This window comes from Streptomyces sp. NPDC057428, assembly GCF_042803195.1.
GTDB lineage: Bacteria > Actinomycetota > Actinomycetes > Streptomycetales > Streptomycetaceae > Streptomyces.
In genome coordinates, this window is sequence record NZ_JBHVCT010000008.1 from 1 (window position 1) to 19,400 (window position 19,400).

The window sequence follows — 19,400 nt, forward strand, 5'->3', positions numbered from 1 at the left end:
GCCCGGGCCCGCCTCCTGGGTGCGCACGGGCGGTTCGCGTCCGGGGAGCGTCGGGTCACAGGCCCCGGGGGCCGTCTCCCGCCGCCGTGGCCTCGGCGAGCTTCTGGAACTCACCCAGGTCGTAGTTGGCCAGGGCCGAGTCCAGATTGGTCAGGGCACCCAGGTGCTCCACGAACCCCTTGGGGTCGTACTCGATCTGCAGGGCCACCCGGCTGGAGTGGTCGTCGATCCGGTGGAAGGTGACCACTCCGGCGTGGTGCACACCCTCGATCGTCTTCCAGGCGATCCGGTCCTGCGGGACGACCTCGGTGAGTTCCGCGACGAAGCCCTTGTCGGCGCCCGGCAGGGACAGCTGCCAGGAGAAACGGCGCTCGTCCATCGGGTCGACCCGCTGTACGTGGCTCAGGAACTTCGGCCACTGCGTCACATCGCTCCACAGAGCCCAGGTAACGGCGACCGGCGCCTTGATGTCGACGGTTTCGACGAGGGAGGAGGACATGTCATCACCCTTTTGGGACTCGATTGCGGCTTCCGCTCCCGAGTACCCGATCGTCGTCGCCTCACGCGTGACCCTCGGCCCTCCCGGCTTCGGCCCTACCACGTACGGAGGTTCTCAGCCGTGGTTGACCGGCAGGACGTCCGGCGAGAGCGCACCCGCGTGGGCGGCGGCGCTCGTCATGCGGCGGCGGTGGTGGCGGCGGCAGAGCACCTCGTAGCCGACCTCTCCGGCCGGCCGGTCGACGTCGCCTACGACCACCTGCTCGCCCTCGACGACCATGGCCCCGTCCACGGTCCTGGCGTTGTGAGTGGCGCGGGCGCCGCACCAGCACATGGCCTCGACCTGGAGTGTCTCTATCCGGTCCGCCAACTCGATCAGGCGCTGCGAGCCGGGGAAGAGCTTCGTGCGGAAATCCGTGGTGATCCCGAAGGCGAAGACGTCCAGGCCCAGGTCGTCCACGACCCGCGCCAGTTGGTCGATCTGCTCGGGAGCCATGAACTGCGCCTCGTCCACGATCACGTGGTCGACCTTGTCGCCCTTCGACATCCGCCCCACGAGATAGCCGTACAGGTCCATGCCCGGTGCCGCCTCGACGGCTTCCGTCACCAGGCCGAGTCGCGAGGAGAGCTTCCCCTCCCCCGCCCGGTCGTCCCGGGTGAAGATCACTCCCTGCAGCCCGCGGGCCGACCTGTTGTGACTGATCTGGAGGGCCAGGGTGCTCTTCCCGCAGTCCATCGTTCCGGAGAAGAACACAAGCTCGGGCATGAGGGGGTGCGCGCCTTTCGGGGTGTGCAGTGCGGAAAACGGGTGGGGAGTGCGGAAACGGGGCTTACGAGCGTACTTCGAGGAGCGGGACCAACTGTTCTACGGGGGTCAGCGATCCGTGCATCCCCACCATCACCGACTCGTGGGGTTCGTTGACCGAAGCGGTGATCACCACGTCGTCGTGGGCGGCGGCCACCACGTCGCCGATCCTGCCGTACACACGCTCGTCGATCCGGGGGCCGAACCAGCCCGCGGCGACGGCCTCGTCCCGGCTCGCCACCCAGAACTGCTCGCCGAGCACCTCGCGCCACACGGTGAGCACGTCGGTCTCGGCGCCGGGCACCGCGTACACGTGGCGTGCACGGCCCTCGCCGCCCAGCAGGGCGACCCCCGCGCCGAGTTCCCAGTCCTCGTCGAAGTCGATCCGGGACTGTTCGTCGAACGGGATGTCGATCATGCCGTGGTCGGCCGTGATGTAGAGCGCCGAGCGCGGCGGGAGCTGCTCGGCGAGCCGCCGGGCGAGCCCGTCCACGTACATCAGCTGGCCACGCCAGGCGTCCGAGTCGACACCGAAGCGGTGCCCCTGGCCGTCGACCTCGCTGTAGTACGTGTAGACGAGCGATCTGTCGCCCGCCGCGAGCCGCTCGGCGGCGAGGTCCATGCGGTCCTCGCCGGTGAGCCGGCCGAGGAAGGAACCGCCGCTGAGCGCGACCTTGGTCAGGGGGGTCTGCTCGAAGTCGGGGGCGGAGACCTGCGCCGTACGCACACCCGCGGCGTCGGCGAGCTGGAAGACGGTGGGGTGCGGCTGCCATACCTTGGGGGCGGTCCAGGGCTTCCAGCGGAGCTGGTTCATCAGCGCGCCGGTCTCCGGATTGCGCACCGTGTAGCCGGGAAGGCCGTGCTCCCCGGGGGGCAGGCCCGTACCGACGGAGGCGAGCGAGGTCGCCGTGGTGGACGGGAAGCCCGCCGTGATGGGCCGGCCGGTGCCGCCGCGGGAGGTGGGGAGCAGGGAGTGCAGGAAGGGCGCTTCGTCCGGGTGGGCCTTGATCTGCTCCCAGCCGAGGCCGTCGATCAGGAAGACGCAGTTGCGGTCGGCCGGGGTGAGCTCCGGGATCGACGCCTCGAAGCCGGGTACACCCTGTCCGGCGGCGAGGGTGGGCAGCAGGTCGGCGAGCGAACCGCTGCCGTACTCCGGTGCCGGAGCCGACTCGGGAGCGAGCAGGACGGGATCCTGCCAGGCAGGCTGGACCATCAGCGGCCGGTCGCCGCGGTCACGGCCGTGGCCTCGGAGAGGGCCTGCGCGAAGGCCAGGGTCTGGCGCACGGTGTCCGGGCCGTCGCCGGCCTCGCTGACGCGCAGGCTCAGGTCGTCGGCGGTGGAACTGCCCGTGTAGCCGTGGTCGGCCTCGCAGTTGGGGTCGCCGCAGGCGGCGGGCTCCAGATCGATACGGGAGACGGCGCCCCAGCCGATGGTGAGGACGACCTCGCGCGGCAGGGTTCCGGGCACGTACTTCTCGGGGTCGGCGACGACGCGGCTCACCACGACGGACGAGATCCTGTCGAGCTTGACGGACTCGGTCGACGTCGTGGCGTACGGCGTCGGGGAACTGTCGTCCGCGGCCTGTTCGTCGGTGTGGCTGACGATGAAGCGGGTGTCCGTCAGGACGAGCACCGTGACGTGGCGGCGGACCTCGTTGGAGTCGAAGGTGGTCTCCTGGTGCACCAGGTAGGACGCGACCGGCTCCCCTCCGACGGCGGCCTCCACCGCCTCGGCCACGAGGGCCGGGTAGTAGCCGCTGCGCTCGATCGCCGTGCGCAGCCCCTGGGTCGTCGTACCGGTCTTTGCCATGCGGACCATCCTACGGGGGGCAGGTGGCTGCCGAGGACGCCGTGCACGGGCCCGCCCGGGTCAGTAGCTGGGCAGCCGCCGGGGTCCGATGTCGCTCCGGGCGGGGGGCGGGGCGAGACGGACGCTCGCCCCGAGCACGCTCAGGCCCTGCGTGGCGACGACGACCGGTTCCAGGGCGACCGAGACCACCTCGGGGTGGTCGTCGACCAGCCGCGACACCCGCAGCAGGAGCTCTTCGAGCGCCGCGGTGTCGGCAGGTGCGGAGCCTCGCCAGCCGAACAGCACCGGCGCCGCCTTGATGGACCGGATGAGTTCGGCGGCGTCGCGATCGGTGACGGGCACGAGCCGGTGGGCGGTGTCGCCCAGCAGCTCGGAGGGTGCGCCGGCCAGGCCGAAGGAGAGGACGGCTCCGGCGGCCGCGTCGATCGAGGCCCGTACGACGGTGTCGACGCCCCGGGGTGCCATGGCCTGGACGACGGGGCGGAGTTCGGCGGGCGTGCCGAGCAGGTCGGTCAGCTCGTCGTACGCGCGGCGCAGGGCATCCTCGTCGACGAGGTCGAGCCGGACGCCTCCCAGGTCGGCGCGGTGGCGCAGATGGGGTGCGGTGGTCTTGAGAGCGACCGGGTAGCCCAGTTCCCCGGCGGCGGCGACCGCGGCCTCGGCGTCGAGCGCGGGAAGCGCGGGCCGCACGGTGATCCCGTAGCGGGCGAGGAGCTCGTGGGACTCGTCGTGGGTGAGGGGGCGTCCGCGCGGGTCGGGGCCGGCGCCCAGGAGCGCGTCGATGAGCCCGGCGGCGCCCGGTGCGTCGATGGTGTCGTCGAGGAACTCGGGCACCTTGCCGGGTGATGCGGCCTGACGCCGCCACTGCGCGTACTTCACGGCCTCGGCGAGGGCGCGTACGGCTCGTTCGGCCGCGGGGTAGGCGGGGATCCGTCCGGTACGGGGTGTGTGCCGGTCACCGTCGGCAGCCGTTCCGGGCGCCGCGGGTGCCCCGTCGCGGCGACCGCCCGTGTCCGGCGCGGCGGCCCGGGGCCCGGTCACCGGGGCGCCGGACGGCCGGGGCGCGGACGGAGCCGCCGTGCCGGCCGCGGCGGCGAGCGCCTGGGCCAGGCCGCCCATCTCCACGTGTACGACGGCCACCGGCTTGGCCGGGCCGTCGGCCGCCGCCTCGCGCAGAGCGGCCCCGAGGACCTCCCCCTCGCCGGTCTGCGCCTCGCCGTTCTCCCCCACCCAGGGGATGGCGTTCACGATCACACCGTCGCAGGTCCGGTCCGCCAGGGCTTCCGCGAGGGCGTCCCGGTAGTCCTGCGGGCCCGCGGCCGTGGTGAGGTCGCGGGGCGGGCGCGGACGCAGTCCCTCCGCCAGGCACGCGTCGTACGTCAGCAGGCCGAGCGACTCGGAGTTGCCCAGGATCGCGACCCGGGGGCCGTCCGGCAGGGGCTGGCCGGCGAGGAGCAGGCCCACGTCGATCATCTCGGTCACCGTGTCGACCCGGATCACACCGGCCTGGCTCATCAGCGCGGAGACCGTCGCGTCGGGGATACGGCTGACGGGCACGGCGTGCCCCGGCGGGTTGGTGCCGCTGTGCCGGGCGCCCTTGACCACCACCACCGGCTTCACGGCGGCGGTCCGGCGGGCGAGCCGGGTGAACTTGCGCGGATTGCCCAGTGATTCGAGGTAGAGGAGGGCGACGTCGGTGTCCTGGTCCTCGAACCAGTACTGCAGGAAGTCGTTGCCGGAGAGGTCGGCCCGGTTGCCCGCGGAGATGAACGACGACAGCCCGGCCCCGCGCCGGTGGAGACCGGACAGGAGCGCGATGCCGATGGCGCCGGACTGCGTGAAGAGCCCGATGCGCCCGGCCTCGGGCGACTCGGGGGCGAGGGAGGCGTTGAGGCGGACGGCGTCGGAGGTGTTGATGATGCCGAACGCGTTCGGCCCGATGATCCGCATCCCGTACGACCGTGCCTGGCGCACCAGTTCGCGTTGGCGTTCGCGCCCTTCGGCGCCGCGCTCGCCGTAACCCGCGGAGAGGACGACGACGCCCTGGACCCCGTGCTCACCGCAGTCGGCGACGGCGTCCGGCACCCGGTCGGCGGGGACTGCCACGACCGCGAGGTCGACGGGCCGGCCGATCTCGCCCACCGAGCGGTGCGCGGGGACGCCGTCGACGGTGGCCGCATCGGCGGCGAAGGAGGTGTTCACCGCGTAGGTGCGCCCGGTGAAGCCCGAACCGAGGAGATTGCGCAGGACCGTACGACCCACCCCGCCCTCCGCGCGGCCGACGCCGACCACCACTACGGAACCGGGTGCCAGCAGGCGCTGGACGGAACGCGCTTCGGCCCTCTGCTCACGCGCGCGCTGGACGGCGAGGGACTCGGCCGTGGGTTCCAGGTCGAGGGTGAGATGGACGGCGCCGTCCTCGAAGCTGCGCTGCTGGGTGAATCCGGCATCCCGGAACACCTTGATCATCTTGTTGTTGGCGGGCAGCACCTCAGCGGCGAAGCGCCGGATGCCACGTTCCCGGGCCACTGCCGCGATGTGCTCCAGGAGCGCCGACGCCACGCCGCGGCCCTGGTGGGCGTCCTGGACGAGGAAGGCGACCTCGGCCTCGTCCGCGGGAGCGGAGGCGGGCCGGCCCTGCTCGTCGATCCGGTCGAAGCGGACGGTGGCGATGAAGTCACCGCCGATCGTGACGGCCAGTCCCACCCGGTCGACGTAGTCGTGATGGGTGAAGCGGTGCACATCACGGGCGGAGAGGCGGGGGTACGGGGCGAAGAAGCGGTAGTACTTCGATTCGTCGGAGACCTGCTCGTAGAAGCTGACCAGCCGCTCGGCATCGTCCGTGGTGATGGGCCGGATGCAGGCGGTGCCACCGTCGCGGAGCACCACGTCGGCCTCCCAGTGGTCGGGGTACGCGTGATGCGGCCTCTGCTCCGGGGTGGGCTCCATGGGCAAAGCCTACGGCCGCCGCACCGGTCGCGGCGGGTTCCCGGCAGGGGCACGCTGAGTGAGCCTGCGGGCGGGCGCCAGGCCTGTTCCGGGGCCGGGCACAGCAGGGCGCACCACATGAGAGACTGGTCTAGACAACTCGTCGACACGTGAAGGGCAGAACCATGGCTGAGCGCCGCGTCAACGTCGGTTGGGCCGAGGGCCTGCACGCCCGCCCCGCTTCCATCTTCGTCCGTGCCGCCACGGCCTCCGGCGTCCCCGTGACGATCGCCAAGGCGGACGGCAGTCCCGTCAACGCCGCCTCCATGCTCGCGGTGCTCGGTCTCGGTGCGCAGGGCGGCGAGGAGGTCGTGCTCGCGTCCGACGCGGACAACGCCGAGGCCGCACTGGACCGCCTGGCGAAGCTGGTCGCCGAGGGACTCGATGAGCTCCCGGAGACCGTCTGACCCGGGTTGCTCCTATCCGGAATTGTTTCTGCGGAAAAGCCGCGGCCACCCCAGCGGGGGCCGCGGCTTTTCTGTGTCCGCACCTACGGGAAAAGGCCTCGGGAAAACGGATCAGGGCAGCAGAAAGAAAGCCGCCCGATCATTATCTTCCTTGTATACGGCGCATTTGTTAATGGCGGGCTCCCGCGATGTTTACGTGGTGTTGCGAAGTCCTCACCCGGGTCACGCCCGCCTCGTGGGCGGGCCGGTCCGTGCGGCGCAGCCGGTGGGCAGCGGTGACGCGCTCGGCGTGCTGGACGGCCAGCACCCTGGCCCGTTCCGCGTCACCGCGCGCCACGGCGTCCACGAGAGCACCGTGTTCGGCCCAGGACTCCGCGGGCCTGACCGGCTGCTCGACGGCGTACATCCAGGCGATCTTGTACCTCAGCTGCGTGAGCAGCGCGATCAGCGCGGGGCTGCCCGAGGCCTGCGCGAGCGTCTCGTGGAACCAGCCGCCGAGCGAGCGCAGATCCTCCCCCTCGCCCCGTCGCACCCTTTCCTGCCCCAGCCTGACCAGGCCCCGGAGCACCTTCAGGTGCGCATCGGTACGGCGCTGGGCCGCACGCGCGGCGCCCAGCGGCTCCAGCAGCATCCGGATCTCCAGCAGGTCGGCCGCCTCCTGTTCCGTGGGTTCGGCGACGCAGGCGCCGGCGTGCCGGCGGGTGACGACGAACCCCTCGGACTCCAGGGTGCGCAGCGCCTCGCGCACCGGGACGCGCGAGACGCCGTAGCGACGCGCGAGCACCTCCTCGGTGAGGCGGCTGCCGCGCTCGAAGACACCGGAGACGATGTCGTCACGGATTGCCGTGCATACCGAATGCGCGGGAATGCGCATGTCCGAACCTCCGCCTTAATCTCCGCGAAACGCGGCCGATCGACGCCTGTTCTGTGACTCTATTGCAACCGGCCGGAATTTCCGATGGCGGGGTGGAATCCTTGGATATCTTTTGGCCGGAAGGCGGTTCCGCGAGCCGGGGTACGGCGAAGGCCCCGGCGCGATGCCGGGGCCTTCGTCGGAGCGGTACGTGCGGGCGGATCCGAGGTCAGACCTGGACGCCGTGCGCGCGGAGGTAGGCGACGGGATCCATGTCCGAGCCGTACTCGGGGGTCGAGCGGGCCTCGAAGTGCAGGTGCGGTCCCGTGGAGTTGCCGGTCGATCCGGAGAGGCCGATCCGCTGCCCCGCGTCGACGCTCTGCCCGACCGAGACGCCGATCGAGGAGAGGTGGCCGTACTGGGTGTACGTGCCGTCCTTCATCCTGAGCACGATGTTGTTGCCGTAGGCACCGCCCCAGCCGGCCTCGACGACCGTGCCGGCGCCGACCGCGACGACGGAGGTGCCGGAAGCGGCCTGGAAGTCCACGCCGGAGTGGGTGCCGGAGGACCAGAGCGCACCGCCGGACTTGTAGCCGGTGGTGACGTGCGAACCGGCGACCGGGAGGCGGAAGGCGTTGAGGCGGGCGCGCTCGGCTGCGCGTGCGGCACGGGCCTTCTCCTCGCGGACCTTCTTGGCGCGGGCCTCCGCCTTCCGCTTGGCCTCGGCCTTCGCCTTCGCGGCGACGTCGGCCTGGTGCTGCTGGGCCTTGGCCTGGGCCTCGATCTGCGCGGCGAGGCTCACGTCGAGGGCGACGGTCTGGGTGAGACCGGTGCCGGCCGAGGTTGCCTCGGAGTCCGCTGCGAGCGCCGGGGAGGCTGTGGCACCGATGACACCGGTGGTGGCCAGGGCCGCGATACCGGCGACCCGGGCGCTCCTGCGCGTCAGGCGGCTCGGGGCACGGTGCTTCCCGGTGGCACGGATGAACGCCATGAAGTGGCTGGTCCTTTCCTTCCTTCTCGCCTACCGGGTTAGCTGACGGGTTCGGAGCAGGAAGGTCTCCTACGGACCCCTCATCGTCTCGCGCGAGACGCAGGGATCCGATTCACCCCAGGGACATGGGTCCCCGGCTCCCCAGGCTCGCGCCTGACGGGGACTCGGCGATGGCTGTCCGGCGCCGCGGTCGCGGCTCGGGTCCGACGGACAGCCGGGACGACGCTAGGACGGGCCGATGGCGCTCACCAAACAGAAAGGGTCTTTTGTCGGACATCCCACAGGATCAACGTGCACTTCCTTTGACAAATCAGACAAAATGCAGGGCCCCGGCAGAGTGTCCGCCGGGGCCCTGAATGTGCCGTTCCGTCAGCCGCTGACGACCGACACCTCGCCGATGCCCAGCGCCCGGACGGGGTCCGCGATCTGCGCGGCGTCCCCGACCAGGACGGTGACCAGGCGGTCGACCGGGAAGGCGCTGACCACCGCGGCGGTCGCCTCGACCGTGCCCGTCTCGGCCAGGCGTGCGTACAGCGTGGCCTGGTAGTCGTCCGGGAGGTGCTGCTCCACCTGGTCGGCCAGGGTCCCCGCGACGGAGGCCGCCGTCTCGTACTTCAGCGGGGCGACGCCCACGAGGTTCTGCACGGCGGTCTCGCGCTCGGCGTCGGTGAGCCCCTCGGCCGCCAGGGTGCGCAGGACCTTCCACAGGTCGTCGAGCGCCGGCCCCGTCGACTCCGTGTCCACCGAACCGCTGATGGCGAGCATCGCCGCGCCGGTGGGTCCGGACGACGATCCGGGAGCCGTCGACCGCAGAACCTGGCCGAAGGCCCTGACGCCGTAGGTGTAGCCCTTCTCCTCGCGGAGCACGCGGTCCAGCCGGGAGGTGAGGGTGCCCCCGAGGCAGTACGTGCCGAGGACCTGTGCGGGCCACACGCTGTCGTGCCGGTCGGCGCCGATCCGCCCGATGAGGAGCTGGGTCTGCACCGCCCCGGGACGGTCCACGATGACCACACGGCCGGTGTCGTCCGCGGTGATCGGGGGTACCGGGCGTGCCGGGACCGAATTTCCGGACCAGTCACCGACGGTCTCGGCGAGCAGCGCGTCCAGGTCGATGCCGGTGAGGTCGCCGACGATCACCGCGGTCGCGGTGGAAGGGCGGACGTGGGCGTCGTAGAAGGCGCGGACGGCCGGGGCGTCGATGCGCCGTACCGTCTCCTCGGTGCCCTGGCGCGGACGCGACATCCGGACCGTCGCCGGGAAGAGCTCCTTGGAGAGCTGCTTCGCGGCCCGCCGGGCGGGGTTGGCCTGCTCGTGGGGGATCTCGTCGAGCCGGTTGCCCACCAGCCGCTCGATCTCGCTCTCCGCGAAGGCCGGGGCCCTCAGTGCCTCGGCGACCAGACCGAGCGCCTTGGCCAGCCGGGAGACCGGAACCTCCAGGGAGACACGGAGGCCCGGGTGGTCGGCGTGGGCGTCGAGTGTGGCGCCACAGCGCTCCAGTTCGGCGGCGAACTCCTCCGCGGAGTGCTTGTCCGTACCTTCGGACAGCGCGCGGGCCATGATCGTGGCCACACCGTCGAGGCCCTCGGGCTCGGCGTCCAGCGGTGCGTCCAGGAAGATCTCCACGGCGACGACCTGCTGGCCGGGGCGGTGGCAGCGCAACACGGTCAGGCCGTTGGGCAGGGCGTCCCGCTCGGGCGCGGGGAAGGCCCAGGGCCTGGCCTCGCCGGCTGTCGGCTGCGGGTGGTAGTCCATCGCTACTCCAGTCACGGCGGCGTCGCTCACTTGTCGGCCCCCTCGTGCGCGTCGGTGCCGTCCGTCTCGTCCGCCGGTTCGACGGGCTCGTAGACCAGGACGGCACGGTTGTCGGGCCGCAGATGCGCCCGGGCGGCGGCCTTGACCTCCTCGGCGGTCACGTCGAGCACACGGCCGACCGCGGTCAGGGCCAGCTGCGGGTCACCGAACAGGACGGCGTACCTGCACAGTTCGTCGGCCCGGCCCGAGACCGTGCCGAGACGGTCCAGCCACTCGCGCTCCAACTGCGCCTGCGCGCGTTCCATTTCCTCCGGAGTGGGGCCATCCTCGGCGAAGCGGGCCAGCTCCTCGTCGACCGCCTCCTCGATCTGCGGGACCTCCACGCCACCGGACGTCTTGACGTCCAGCCAGCCCAGCGAGGGCGCGCCGGAGAGCCGGAGCAGCCCGAATCCCGCGGCCACCGCCGTGCGGTCGCGCCGCACCAGACGGTTGTGCAGGCGGGACGACTCGCCGCCGCCGAGCACGGTCAGGGCGAGGTCCGCGGCGTCGCACTCGCGGGTGCCGTCGTGCGGCAGACGGTAGGCCGCCATCAGCGCACGGGCCGGCACCTCCTCGTGGACCACCTCGCGCAGCTGCTCGCCAATGACGTCCGGCAGCGTGCCGTCACGCGGCGGCTGCTTGCCGTCGTGGGAGGGGATGGATCCGAAGTACTTCTCGATCCAGGCGAGCGTCTGCTCCGGGTCGATGTCCCCGACCACGGAGAGCACGGCGTTGTTCGGCGCGTAGTACGTCCGGAAGAACTCCTGCGCGTCTTCCAGCGTCGCCGCGTCCAGGTCGGCCATCGACCCGATCGGCGTGTGGTGGTACGGGTGGCCCTCCGGGTAGGCGAGCGCGGTGAGCTTCTCGAACGCCGTGCCGTAGGGGACGTTGTCGTAACGCTGGCGGCGCTCGTTCTTCACCACGTCCCGCTGGTTCTCCATGGACTCCTCGTCGAGCGCGGCGAGCAGTGAGCCCATCCGGTCGGCCTCGAGCCACAGGGCCAGCTCCAGCTGGTGCGTGGGCATCGTCTCGAAGTAGTTGGTGCGCTCGAAGCTGGTGGTGCCGTTCAGGGAACCGCCGGCTCCCTGCACCAGCTCGAAGTGCCCGTTCCCCTTGACCTGGCCCGAGCCCTGGAACATCAGGTGCTCGAAGAGGTGAGCGAGTCCGGTGCGGCCCTCGACCTCGTGGCGTGAGCCGACGTCGTACCAGAGGCAGACAGCGGCGACCGGGGTCAGATGGTCCTCGGAGAGCACCACGCGCAGCCCGTTGGCCAGCCGGTGCTCGGTCGCCGTCAAGCCGCCGGAACCGGCCTGGGCTGTGGCCGTGTGACCCATGGGCATGTACGTCCCTTCGATCGGTACAGGATTTTCCTGCCGGACCTGCCACTGTAAGCAAGCGCACGGGCACCTGGCGAAGTTCCCGCCGGGTGAATGTTGTCGTGGATGCTGCCGTGAAGACACGCTCCACGGGGCCCTGGAGACCGCTTCGGACGGGTCGAGGTCGGGGTTGTCGGTGCGGCGGTCCACAATGGTCGGCGTCAGAACCTGAGGTTGCCCAACAGAATCTGTGAAGGAGTCGCAGCCGCGATGGCCCGCCGCAGCACCAAAACCCCGCCGCCGGACGACTTCGAGGAGAAGATCCTCGATATCGACGTCGTCGACGAAATGCAGGGCTCCTTCCTCGAGTACGCGTACTCGGTGATCTACTCCCGGGCTCTGCCGGATGCCCGGGACGGCATGAAGCCCGTGCACCGCCGCATCGTGTCCCAGATGAACGAGATGGGACTGCGCCCCGACCGTGGGTACGTGAAGTGCGCACGGGTCGTCGGCGAGGTGATGGGCAAACTGCACCCGCACGGCGACGCGTCGATCTATGACGCACTGGTGCGCATGGCACAGCCGTTCTCGATGCGCCTGCCCCTCGTCGACGGGCACGGCAACTTCGGCTCCCTGGGCAACGACGACCCACCGGCCGCCATGCGGTACACCGAGTGCCGTATGGCCGACGCCACGTCGCTGATGACGGAGTCGATCGACGAGGACACCGTCGACTTCCAGTCGAACTACGACGGCCAGGAGCGGGAGCCGGTCGTCCTCCCGGCGGCGTACCCGAACCTCCTGGTCAACGGCGCTTCGGGGATCGCGGTCGGCATGGCCACCAACATGCCCCCGCACAACCTCGGCGAGGTCGTCGCCGCCGCGCGCCACCTGATCCGGCACCCCGGCGCCGACCTCGAGACGCTGATGCGTTTCGTCCCCGGACCCGACCTGCCGACCGGTGGCAGAATCGTCGGCCTCGGCGGCATCAAGGACGCGTACGCCTCCGGGCGCGGCACGTTCAAGATCCGCGCCACGGTCGCCATAGAGAACGTCACGGCGCGCCGCAAGGGCCTCGTGGTCACCGAACTGCCCTTCACCGTAGGCCCGGAGAAGGTGATCGCCAAGATCAAGGACCTGGTCGGCTCGAAGAAGCTCCAGGGCATCGCCGACGTCAAGGACCTCACGGACCGTGCGCACGGGCTGCGTCTGGTGATCGAGGTCAAGAACGGCTTCGTGCCCGAGGCCGTGCTGGAGCAGCTCTACAAGCTGACGCCGATGGAGGAGTCCTTCGGCATCAACAACGTCGCACTCGTCGACGGGCAGCCGCTCACCCTGGGGCTCAAGGAGCTCCTGGAGGTCTACCTCGACCACCGCTTCGACGTGGTGCGCCGACGCAGCGAGTTCCGCAGGACCAAGCGCCGCAACCGGCTCCACCTGGTCGAGGGCCTCCTCGTCGCTCTGCTCGACATCGACGAGGTCATCCGCCTCATCAGGGACAGCGACAACTCGGGACAGGCGAAGGAGCGCCTGATGGAGCGCTTCTCGCTGAGCGAGATCCAGACCCAGTACATCCTGGACACCCCACTGCGCCGGCTCACCCGCTTCGACCGGATCGAGCTGGAGACCGAGCGCGACCGTCTGAACCAGGAGATCGCCGAGCTGACCGCGATCCTGGAGTCGGACGCCGAGCTGCGCAAGCTCGTCTCCACCGAACTGGCCGCAGTGGCAAAGAAGTTCGGCACGGACCGGCGCACCGTCCTGCTGGAGTCGTCGGGTTCGCAGGTCGCCTCGGTGCCGCTGGAGGTCGCCGACGACCCCTGCCAGGTACTCCTGTCCTCGACCGGCCTGCTGGCCCGTACGGCCAACGCCGGACCGATCGTCCAGGCCGAGGACGCGAGGAGGGCGAAGCACGACGTGATCGTCTCGGCAGTCCGCGCGACGGCACGCGGCGACGTGGGGGCGGTGACGTCCGGTGGCCGGCTGCTGCGCCTCTCGGTGATCGACCTGCCGCAGTTGCCGGACACGCACGCGGCTCCGAACCTATCCGGCGGGGCGCAGATCTCGGAGTTCCTCACGCTGGAGGCGGACGAGACTCTGATCTGCCTCACCACCCTGGACGAGGAGTCGCCGGGTCTGGCCATCGGCACCCTGCAAGGGGTCGTGAAGCGAGTGGTGCCCGACTACCCCGCCAACAAGGACGAGTTGGAGGTCATCTCGCTGAGGGACGGGGACCGGATCGTCGGCGCCTCCCAGCTGCGTACGGGTGAGGAGGACCTGGTCTTCATCACCTCCGACGCGCAGTTGCTGCGCTACCCGGCGGCTCAGGTGCGTCCGCAGGGGCGGGCGGCCGGCGGCATGGCGGGCATCAAGATCGCGGCGGGCTCATCGGTCCTGTCGTTCGCCGCGGTCGATCCCTCGGAGGACGCCGTGGTGTTCACGGTCGCGGGGTCGCACGGCACGCTGGACGACTCGGAACGGACCTGGAAGCTCACCCCGTTCGATCAGTATCCGCGCAAGGGCAGGGCCACCGGCGGGGTGCGCTGCCAGCGCTTCCTCAAGGGGGAGGACGTCCTGGTGTTCGCCTGGGCGGGCGGGACGCCGGCGCGGGCGGCGCAGAAGAACGGCACACCGGCCGAGCTGCCTGCCCCGGATCCGCGCCGTGACGGCTCGGGAACACCGTCGACGAGCCCCGTCGCGGTGATCGCCGGGCCGCTGTAGGACACCGCCGGACGGCGGGGCCGGGAAGGATCAGGCCCCGTCGTCCAGCTGCCGTACGTATCGCAGGACGCCCCACATGCTGCGTTCCAGCTCGTCGGCGGCCGGGGTGTCCTGCAGCACCTGGGTAGCGTCGGCCTGCGGCTCGTCGGTGACCGCGGCGTCCCGCAGCTCGTGGGTCGCCCTTGCGTCCCGCTGCCGCCCGTCGGCCGCGTTCTGTTCCTCGCGGCACTCCTCGAGCTGCTTGTGGAGCGCCTCGGCATCGATGCCGGACCCGATCAGCACCAGCTGGGTCCGCCGGGGCTCCTGCCGGGCCCACGGCTGCGGTACGAAGCGCAGGAAGCTGCCGACGGCATGCAGCGCGTAGCGGTTGTGCCGGTCGCCGGCGCCGAAGTCGGCGAAACCCTTGATGCGGTAGAGGCCGGCCGGCCTGGAGTCGAGGAACTCCATGAACCTGCGCGGGCTGAGCGGGAGTTCGGTGGTGAAGGAGACGCTCTCGTACGTCGCGTGCGGATGGCCTTCGTGCGTGCGGTCCGCCTCGGGGAGCAGATCCTCGAAGGTCAGCTGCCGCGCGATGTCGTCCTCGTCCGGCCCGAGGGCGGGGTCGAAGAGGAGCTCCGGGTCGATTCTCCCGTAAGCGGCGCTGATCACCGCTGCCTTGCCGCCGGCCGCGGCGACGACGTCCCACACCGCACTCAGCTCCGCGTCCGTGACCCGGTCGGTCTTGTTCAGGACGATCAGGTCGGCGACGGCGAGGTGGCGGTCGAGCTCGGGGTGACGCTCCCTGGTCGCGGGGAATTCGGCGGCGTCGACCACCTCGACCAGTCCCCCGTACCTGATGCGTGGATTGTCGCTCGCCAGCAGCATCCGCACGAGCTCCTGGGGCTCGGCGAGGCCGCTGGCCTCGATCACGATCACGTCGAGCCGGGCGCTCGGCCGGGTGAGCGTCTCCAGGAAGCCGTCGAGTTCACTCGCGTCGACCGCGCAGCACAGACAGCCGTTGCCCAGGGAGACCGTGGAGCCGACCTGGCCCGCGACGGTCATGGCGTCGATCTCGATGGACCCGAAGTCGTTGACCACCACCCCGATCCGGTTGCCCGACCTGTTGCGGAGCAGGTGGTTGAGCAGCGTCGTCTTTCCTGAGCCGAGGAACCCCGCCAGGACGACGACCGGGATCTGCGGGGCGTGGGGCGGGGTCAACGGGGTGCCTTCCTGATCGGTCAGAGCGCCGGTACGGGGCGCGGCGGCGGGGTTCCGACGTAGCGGGCCGCCGGACGGATGATCTTCGGGTCCTGCGCCTGCTCCAGGATATTTGCGCTCCAGCCGACCATGCGCGCGGCGCAGAAGGTGGGGGTGAACAGCTCGCGGGGAAGCCCGCACAGTTCCATGACCACACCGGCGTAGAACTCCACGTTGGTGTGCAGCTCACGCCCGGGCTTGAGCTCGGCGAGAATTGCCTCGACCCGCCGCTCGACCTCGACCGCGAAGTCGGCCAGCGGTCCGCCGAACCCCTGCGCGATCGAACGCAGCATGCGTGAACGCGGGTCCTCGGTGCGGTAGACGGGGTGCCCGAACCCCATGATGCGCTCCCCCGCGAGGACCCGTTCCCGGATCCATCCGTCAATACGGTCGGGGCTGCCGATGGCGTCAAGTGTGTCCAGCGCCCGACTGGGCGCGCCGCCGTGCAGCGGTCCGGAGAGCGCGCCCACCGCTCCGACCAGGCACGCGGCGACGTCGGCACCGGTGGAGGCGATCACCCTCGCGGTGAACGTGGAGGCGTTGAAGCCGTGGTCGATCGTGGAGATGAGGTAGCGCTCGACGGCGGAGGCCCGTGCGGTGTCCGGCTCCTCGCCGGTGAGCATGTACAGGTAGTTCGCCGAGAAGGGGAGGTCGTCGCGGGGCTCGACCGGCTCGAGGCCGAGGCCGAGGCGGTACAGAGCGGTCAGCACGGTGGGGACCACGGCACAGACGGCGAGCGCGTCGTCCCGGCGGCGGTCCGCGCCGATGTCGTACACCGGACGGAAACCGGCGGTCGCGCCGAAGAGTGAGAGCGCGGTACGGAGTCCGGCGAGCGGGCCGGAGACCGCTCCGGCGCGGGCGATGGACGGCAGCGCCTCCCGCACTTCCACGGGCAGGCGGCGCAGGCCGACGGTACGCGCGGCGAATTCGTCGCCGGCGCCCCGGCCGGGCAGTTCCCCGTGGAACATCAGGTACCAGACATCCTCGAAACTACGGGTCCGCGTCAGTTCGATCGCGGAGTAGTGCCGGTAGTGGTAGAAGCCCTCGCGGCCCCGTACGTCGCCGAGGGCGGTGTCGGTGACGATCACACCGGCGAGCCCCCGGGGCACGTCGAGCGGGGCGATTTCCGTACGTGTGGCAGGCATGGCGCGACTCTTTCCTTTGCCCAGGCGGACATTGATTCCACTGTCTAAGGTTGATGGGTAGGGCGTCAATATTGATTGAATCAATGCTTATGATGAATCACACCTGCCTGATATGGATGGGGCATGGATCTGGGTACGGTGGCGTCATGACATACGAGCCCGCCCGACGACCTGCCACGGAGGAACGGGAGGCCGATGAGGGCCCGGAGGCCGCGAAGGCGTCCGATGGGTCCGACGCCGGAGCGACCACCGATGTCACGGACGCCGGAGGGACAAGCCGGGGCCGCAGGCTCACCACCCGGGAGGCGGCGGATCTGCTGGGGGTGAAGCCCGAGACCGTCTACGCCTACGTGAGCCGCGGACAGCTCACCAGCAGTCGCACCCCCGGCGGGCGCGGCAGCACGCTCGACGCCGCACAGGTGGAGGCATTGGCACGTCGGACCGGGCGCAGGGATCCCGCCACGGCAGCCGCCGGCGATCTGGTCTTCCGTACCGGCCTCACGCTCATCGAGCCGGATCGCTACTTCTTCCGAGGCGTCGACGCGACGGAGCTCGCTCGCGGTCACGGCTTCGAGGAGGTCGCCGAGTGGATCTGGACCGGGGAACTGCGCCCGGGCATCCGCTTCACCGCTGCGCCCGACTCCCTGGCCGCCGCCCGGCGTACGGCTGCCGCGCTGCCCCGGCACAGCAGTTCCACGGACCGGCTGCGCGTGGCGGTCGCCGCAGCGTCGGCCGCCGACCCCCTGCGGTTCGACCTCTCGGCCCGAGGGGTCCTCGATTGCGCGCGCAACCTGATCCCCACCCTGGTCGGGGCTCTGCCGGATGCCGCGGGGCCAGGTCCGGTCTCCGGCGGCCCGGGACACGCGGCCGATCCGCCGGAAGACGGGGAGGGCCATGCGGGCGGGCACGGCGCTGCGGGTGATTCGCTGGCCCGTTCGTTGTGGCCGAAGCTCTCGGCCCGGCCCGTGGACGCGGCATCACTGGAGGTGCTGGACACCGCTCTCGCGCTTCTGGCCGATCACGATCTCGCGGCTTCGACCCTGGCCGCACGGGTCGCCGCGTCGACCCACGCGCACCCGTACGCCGTGGTCTCCGCGGGCCTCGGCGTCCTCGAGGGGCCCCTGCATGGCGCCGCGAGCGGGCCGGCCCACCGCATGCTGGCCGAGGTGGTGGAACGGGGCAGTGCCGCGCCGGTGGTCGCCGACCATCTGCGGGCGGGCCGCCGGATCCCGGGGCTGGGCCACAGGCTCTACACGGCTGAGGACCCACGGGCGCGGCTGCTGTTCACCCTGCTGGAGGACGTACCGCAGGCGGAACCCGCGCTCACGGCCGCCCGCGACGTCGTCGCCACCACCGCCCGCCACACCTCCCTGCACGCCAATATCGACCTGGCACTCGCCGTACTCTCGGTCTCCTGCGGCATGGCAGGGGAGGCGGGCGAGACGGTGTTCGCGGTGTCCCGCACAGTCGGCTGGATCGCCCACGCCATGGAGGAGTACGCGGAGCGCCCGCTGCGGATACGGCCCAGCGGGCAGTACCGCGGGCCACGCCCTCCCCGGCCGCTGCCGCTGCCGACGCCCGCACCGGGGGCCCGGTAGGCGCGGCGCGACACCGGGCTGCCGGGTGACCGGCGGTGGGGCGGGCGGTGGACCAGCGGGACTCCGGGAATGCGGCGGCCACAGAGGCCGACGGGGAGCGTGCCTCAGGGGGAACCATCCGGGGCCGCATGGTGTCTCCGCCGCAAATTAGCTACAGCCGACGGAAATTCTCTCCCGTGCGCTACCGGGGCGGGCGGGCCGTGGAGCCGCGGACCACCAGTTCCGGTTCGAACAGGAGCTCGTCGGACGGCACCGTCCGCCCGGCGATCTGTACCGAGAGCAACTCGACGGCCGCCCGCCCCATGGCTTCGATCGGCTGCCGCACCGTGGTCAGGGGCGGCTCGGTGCAGTTCATGAACGCCGAGTCGTCGTAGCCGACGACGGAGACGTCCGCGGGGACGGACAGTCCGCGGCGACGCGCGGCGCGCACCGCCCCGAGAGCGAGCGGGTCGCTGGCGCAGATGATGCCGGTGACGCCCTGGTCGAGGAGCCGCATCGCCGCGGCCTGGCCGCCCTCGAGCGAGAACATGGCCCGTGCCACCCATTCGTCCGGCACCGTGACCCCGGACTGCTCGGCCAGCGCTCGGGCGGCGGCCAGCTTTCGCTGGGAGGGCACGTGGTCGGCCGGGCCGAGGACGAACCCGATCTTCTCGTGTCCCAGGGAGACGAGGTGGCGCCAGGCCTGCTCGACGGCCACCGAGTCGTCGCAGGAGACCGCGGGAAAGCCGAGACGGGCTATGGCGGCGTTGATCAGGACGACCGGGATCTTGCGGTCGGCGAGCACCTTGTAGTGATCATGGGGGGCATCGGCCTGGGCGTAGAGTCCGCCCGCGAACACGACCCCGGACACCTGTTGCTGGAGCAGCAGCTCGACGTAGTCGGCCTCGGAGACGCCCCCCTTGGTCTGCGTGCAGAGCACCGGGGTCAGCCCCTGCTGGGCCAGCGCGCCACCGACCACTTCGGCGAAGGCCGGAAAGATGGGGTTCTGCAGTTCCGGCAGGACCAGTCCGACCAGTCGTGCCCGCTCGCCGCGCAGCTGCGTGGGACGTTCGTATCCGAGGACGTCGAGGGCGGAGAGGACGGCCTGCCGTGTGGCGTCGGAAACGCCCGGCTTGCCGTTCAGCACGCGGCTGACCGTGGCCTCGCTGACTCCTACTTTCTTGGCAACCTGAGCAAGTCGTCGCGTCATGAACGCAAGATTAGCGCAAGAAGCGCAAACAGATTGCGTTGAGTCGGATGCAC

General features: G+C 71.1%; 15 protein-coding genes and 1 riboswitch. Of the genes, 3 read left to right on the plus strand and 12 right to left on the minus strand.

The window, feature by feature from the left end; all coding sequences use genetic code 11:
- Positions 1-55: 55 nt before the first annotated feature.
- The 5 genes from ACFU5K_RS05120 to ACFU5K_RS05140 all read right to left on the minus strand — a co-directional run bounded on the left by ACFU5K_RS05120 (position 56) and on the right by ACFU5K_RS05140 (position 6,061).
- Positions 56-499, minus strand: coding sequence for an SRPBCC family protein (locus ACFU5K_RS05120; protein ID WP_384056995.1), 444 nt, complete (start codon positions 497-499; stop codon positions 56-58).
- Positions 500-613: 114 nt separating this feature from the next.
- Positions 614-1,264 carry a thymidine kinase gene (locus tag ACFU5K_RS05125; protein ID WP_384056998.1) on the minus strand — a complete coding sequence of 217 codons (651 nt, stop codon included), beginning with the start codon at positions 1,262-1,264 and terminating at the stop codon, positions 614-616.
- Positions 1,265-1,328: 64 nt separating this feature from the next.
- Positions 1,329-2,516, minus strand: coding sequence for an alkaline phosphatase family protein (locus ACFU5K_RS05130; protein ID WP_384057001.1), 1,188 nt, complete (start codon positions 2,514-2,516; stop codon positions 1,329-1,331).
- The gene (locus ACFU5K_RS05135) at positions 2,516-3,112 is read right to left on the minus strand and encodes a DUF5998 family protein (protein ID WP_384057004.1); all 597 of its coding nucleotides are present in this window, start codon (positions 3,110-3,112) and stop codon (positions 2,516-2,518) included. Before ACFU5K_RS05135 ends, ACFU5K_RS05130 begins: the two co-directional genes overlap by 1 nt.
- 60 nt (positions 3,113-3,172) lie before the next feature.
- The gene (locus ACFU5K_RS05140) at positions 3,173-6,061 is read right to left on the minus strand and encodes a GNAT family N-acetyltransferase (protein ID WP_384057007.1); all 2,889 of its coding nucleotides are present in this window, start codon (positions 6,059-6,061) and stop codon (positions 3,173-3,175) included.
- Between the two features lie 164 nt (positions 6,062-6,225).
- On the opposite strand from ACFU5K_RS05140, the gene ACFU5K_RS05145 reads away from it, so the two are divergent.
- Complete coding sequence (locus ACFU5K_RS05145; protein WP_384057010.1) at positions 6,226-6,507, plus strand: HPr family phosphocarrier protein; 282 nt, start codon at positions 6,226-6,228, stop codon at positions 6,505-6,507.
- A gap of 169 nt (positions 6,508-6,676) precedes the next feature.
- Here ACFU5K_RS05145 and ACFU5K_RS05150 read toward each other — a convergent pair whose 3' ends face one another.
- The 4 genes from ACFU5K_RS05150 to ACFU5K_RS05165 all read right to left on the minus strand — a co-directional run bounded on the left by ACFU5K_RS05150 (position 6,677) and on the right by ACFU5K_RS05165 (position 11,482).
- On the minus strand, positions 6,677-7,381 hold the full coding sequence (locus ACFU5K_RS05150; protein ID WP_384057013.1) for a GntR family transcriptional regulator: 705 nt from the start codon (positions 7,379-7,381) through the stop codon (positions 6,677-6,679).
- Between the two features lie 208 nt (positions 7,382-7,589).
- Complete coding sequence (locus tag ACFU5K_RS05155) at positions 7,590-8,351, minus strand: M23 family metallopeptidase (protein ID WP_384057016.1); 762 nt, start codon at positions 8,349-8,351, stop codon at positions 7,590-7,592.
- Positions 8,352-8,363: 12 nt separating this feature from the next.
- Positions 8,364-8,531: riboswitch (cyclic di-AMP (ydaO/yuaA leader) on the minus strand.
- 189 nt (positions 8,532-8,720) lie between these two features.
- On the minus strand, positions 8,721-10,103 hold the full coding sequence (locus ACFU5K_RS05160) for a M16 family metallopeptidase (protein WP_384057231.1): 1,383 nt from the start codon (positions 10,101-10,103) through the stop codon (positions 8,721-8,723).
- Positions 10,104-10,129: 26 nt separating this feature from the next.
- Complete coding sequence (locus ACFU5K_RS05165) at positions 10,130-11,482, minus strand: M16 family metallopeptidase (protein WP_384057019.1); 1,353 nt, start codon at positions 11,480-11,482, stop codon at positions 10,130-10,132.
- A 246-nt stretch (positions 11,483-11,728) separates the two neighbouring features.
- Between ACFU5K_RS05165 and ACFU5K_RS05170 the strand changes: the two genes are divergently transcribed.
- Positions 11,729-14,179: a DNA topoisomerase (ATP-hydrolyzing) subunit A gene (locus ACFU5K_RS05170; protein ID WP_384057021.1), complete on the plus strand. Its 2,451-nt coding sequence runs from the start codon at positions 11,729-11,731 to the stop codon at positions 14,177-14,179.
- A gap of 30 nt (positions 14,180-14,209) precedes the next feature.
- On the opposite strand, the gene ACFU5K_RS05175 is transcribed toward ACFU5K_RS05170, so the two are convergent.
- Positions 14,210-15,376 carry a CobW family GTP-binding protein gene (locus tag ACFU5K_RS05175; RefSeq protein WP_384057024.1) on the minus strand — a complete coding sequence of 389 codons (1,167 nt, stop codon included), beginning with the start codon at positions 15,374-15,376 and terminating at the stop codon, positions 14,210-14,212.
- Positions 15,377-15,396: 20 nt separating this feature from the next.
- Positions 15,397-16,560: a citrate/2-methylcitrate synthase gene (locus ACFU5K_RS05180; RefSeq protein WP_384057027.1), complete on the minus strand. Its 1,164-nt coding sequence runs from the start codon at positions 16,558-16,560 to the stop codon at positions 15,397-15,399.
- 146 nt (positions 16,561-16,706) lie between these two features.
- Between ACFU5K_RS05180 and ACFU5K_RS05185 the strand changes: the two genes are divergently transcribed.
- Complete coding sequence (locus ACFU5K_RS05185) at positions 16,707-18,158, plus strand: citrate/2-methylcitrate synthase (RefSeq protein WP_384057030.1); 1,452 nt, start codon at positions 16,707-16,709, stop codon at positions 18,156-18,158.
- A gap of 181 nt (positions 18,159-18,339) precedes the next feature.
- On the opposite strand, the gene ACFU5K_RS05190 is transcribed toward ACFU5K_RS05185, so the two are convergent.
- Entirely contained in the window at positions 18,340-19,347 is a 1,008-nt protein-coding gene (locus ACFU5K_RS05190) for a LacI family DNA-binding transcriptional regulator (RefSeq protein ID WP_384057032.1), read from the minus strand.
- Positions 19,348-19,400: the final 53 nt, after the last annotated feature.